This window comes from Streptomyces mutomycini (assembly GCF_001700505.1).
GTDB classification, from domain to species: Bacteria; Actinomycetota; Actinomycetes; order Streptomycetales; family Streptomycetaceae; genus Streptomyces; species Streptomyces mutomycini.
This window is the reverse complement of the sequence record NZ_MAPV01000239.1, coordinates 1-3,307: the sequence shown is the minus strand read 5'-3', so window position 1 is coordinate 3,307 and position 3,307 is coordinate 1. Positions and strand designations below refer to the sequence as shown.

General features: G+C 70.3%; 1 protein-coding gene. It reads right to left on the bottom strand.

Annotation, left to right across the window (positions count from 1 at the left end):
* A partial coding sequence (locus BFF76_RS27930; protein ID WP_141695680.1) for a type I polyketide synthase occupies nucleotides 1-3,307 on the bottom strand: 3,307 nt, incomplete at both ends.

Genomic DNA, 3,307 nt, shown 5'->3' with positions numbered 1-3,307 from the left:
CGCCACACTGCCCGAGTTACCTGTTCCCAGGAAAGCGCCGACGTCCTGGGGTACGGAGCCCAGGCGGGCAGCGTAGTCGTGATACATCAGTCCCGCGAAAACTCCCGTGCGGCTGCCGCGCAGCGAGTCCGGGTCGATGCCCGCCCGCTCGACGGCCTCCCACGAGGTCTCGAGCAGCAGCCGCTGCTGCGGGTCCATCGCCAGTGCCTCTCGCGGCGAGATCCCGAAGAAGCCGGGGTCGAACTGACCCGCGTCGTACAGGAAGCCGCCCTCGATGGTCCTGGACTTGCCTTCCCTGCCGGCGTCGGATTCGTACATGCCGTCAAGGCTCCAGCCACGGTCGGTCGGGAATCCGGAGATCCCCTCCCCCGCCATGGAGACGAGGCGCCACAGGTCCTCGGGAGCGGTGACGCCACCCGGATAGCGGCAGCTCATGCCGACGATCGCGATGGGCTCGTCGTCCGCGAAGGCCGCCGCTCCCGCTACCACTGCCCCCTCGGGCTCAACGCCCCGCGCCTCGTCCAGCAGGAAGTCGGCGAGCACGGCAGGGGTCGGGTAGTCGAAGACCAAGGTCGCGGGCAGCCGCAGCCCGGTCGCCGCGTTGAGCCGGTTACGCAGCTCGACGGCAGTCAGGGAATCGAAGCCCAGCTCCTTGAACGCGTGCCTGGACTTGATGGCTTCACTCGACGCGTACCCGAGGACCGCCGCGACCTGGGTGCGCACCAAGCCGTCGACGAAGCGAATCCGCTCGTCCTGTCCAAGTGCCTTCAGCCGTGCGGCGAAGCCCGACTCGGACTCGCCGGACTTCGCGGTACGGCGGCCGGGGACACGTACGAGTGCACGGAAGAGCTGCGGCACCCCCTCGGCCACAGCGCGCTTGCGCCACACCGCGAGGTCGAGCCGTACCGGCACCACTGCCGCGCGGTCGAGACCCGCAGCGGCGTCGAAGAGCGCCAGGCCCTCGTCCACCGACAGGGGCGGCACACCGGACCGTGCCATGCGCTGCGTGTCGGTGTCGTCGAGGCGGCCGAGCATCCCGCTCTCCGCCCAGGGTCCCCAGGCCAGTGACTGCCCCGCGAGTCCTTCCGCACGACGCACCTCGGCCAGAGCGTCGAGGAACGCGTTCGCAGCGGCGTAGTTCGCCTGACCCGCACCACCGAACACACCGGCGGCCGACGAGAACAGCGTGAACATCGACAGATCCATGCCAAGCGTCAGCTCATGCAGGTTCCACGCCGCATCGACCTTCGGCCGCATCACCGCAGCCAACCGCTCCGGCGTAAGCGACGACACCACACCGTCGTCCAGCACACCCGCCGTATGCACCACACCCGTCAACGGATGCTCCGGAGCGATGCCGTCCAGCACCTCACCCAATGACGTGCGATCCGCCACATCACACGCGACGAAGCTTGCCTGTGCGCCGAGTTCCTCCAACTCCGCGACCAGGTCGGCAGCCCCCGGAGCATCCGCACCCCGCCGGCTCACCAGCAGCAGATGACGAACACCACGCTCCACCACCAGATGCCGCGCCACCAGCCCACCCAGCGCACCACTGGCACCGGTCACCAGCACCGTGCCCACACCATCGGGCTCGATCACCTCGCCCGACCCGACCGCCGTACGCACGAGCCTCGGCACGAACACGGCGCCGCCGCGTACCGCCACCTGCGGCTCATCCGAAGCCACGGCGGCCGACAGGACCGCCCACGACGCCTCGGCCCCATCGACGTCCGCCAGCACCAACCGGCCGGGATTCTCGGACTGCGCCGTCCGCACCAGACCCCACACAGCAGCCTGCACAGGATCCGGGGCTTCCTGGCCGTCGCAAGCCACCGCACCCGAAGTCACCACCACCAACCGCGCATCGGCGAACCGCTCGTCCGCCAACCACCCCTGCACCAGTCCCAGTGCCCGGGCCGCGACTTCATGCGTACTGGACACCACATCGCCTGGCGCCGAACCGGGCTCAGCGAACGAGACCGCCACCACGCCCGGCACCGACTCACCGGAGTCCGCCGCAGCGGTGAACGCAGCCAGGTCGGCGTAGCGCAGTCTGGGTACGCCGATCGAGTCGCCCAACGCGGCCCAGCGGGCCTCGACCCGCTCCTCCGCCACCTCGTGGCTGATCCAGTCCACCTGGAACAGCGCGTCGCGCGTTCCGGTGTCGGCGGCAGCCGTGAGCTGGTCCGGCGAGATCGCGCGAAGGGCGAGCGACTCGACAGAGGCAACCGGCGCGCCCGTGCTGTCGGCGAGCACCAGGGAGACACCCGAACCGACGGATGTGATCCGTACCCGCAGGAGGGTCGCCCCCACGGCGGACACCGACACCCCGCTCCATGCGAACGGCAGGCGTGCTTCTCCGGCCGTGCCCTCGCCCTCGCCGGCCGCAAGACCCATCGTGTGCAGCGCGGAGTCCAGCAGGGCGGGGTGGACGCCGAACCCCGCGGCATCCGTTCCCTCAGGCAGTGCGACCTCGGCGAACAGCTCGTCGCCACGCCGCCAGGCAGCCCGCAGCCCCTGGAACGTCGGACCGTAGCCGAACCCCACCTCCGCCAGGTTCTCGTACAGACCCGTGGCGTCGAGGGCAACGGCAGCTCGCGGCGGCCACTCCTCCAGCGGCTCGCCTGCCGGTACGCCGACCGCGGACAACGTGCCGGCCGCGTGCCGTGTCCACTTCGCGTCCGCGTCCTCAGCAGGGCGCCCGTGAACGGCGATCGCCCGGCTGCCGTCGTCCTCGGCAGCGCCCAGGGTCAGCTGGACGGCCACCGCCCCGTGCTCGGGGAGAACCAAGGGCGCCTCAAGCGTGAGGTCGCTCAGGAGACCGCAGCCGACCTGCTCACCGACGTGCAGCGCCAGGTCGACGAAGGCCGTGCCCGGAAGCAGGACCGAGCCCATGACCATGTGGTCGCCGAGCCACGGATGCGACTCGACCGAAAGCCGGCCGGTGAACAGGTACTCATCGGCCTGAGCAACGACGACCTTGGCTCCCAGCAGCGGGTGCTCACCCGCGTTCTGGCCGAGGGCTCGTGCATCCGCAGCGCCGCTGAAGGACGAAGCGAGCCAGAAGTGTTCGTGCTGGAAGGCGTAGGTCGGCAGGTCCACGCGGCGCGCGCCGGTCCCGGCGAAGTACGCCGCCCAGTCGACCACCGATCCGCGTACGTGAAGTTCGGCAAGGGCGGTGACCACGGTCTGTGCCTCGTCGCGGTCCTTGCGCAGAACCGGTACGAGGGTCGAGTCCTCGACGCAGTCCTGTCCCATCGCGGAGAGCACGCCGTCAGGACCGAGCTCCAGGTATGTGGTCACG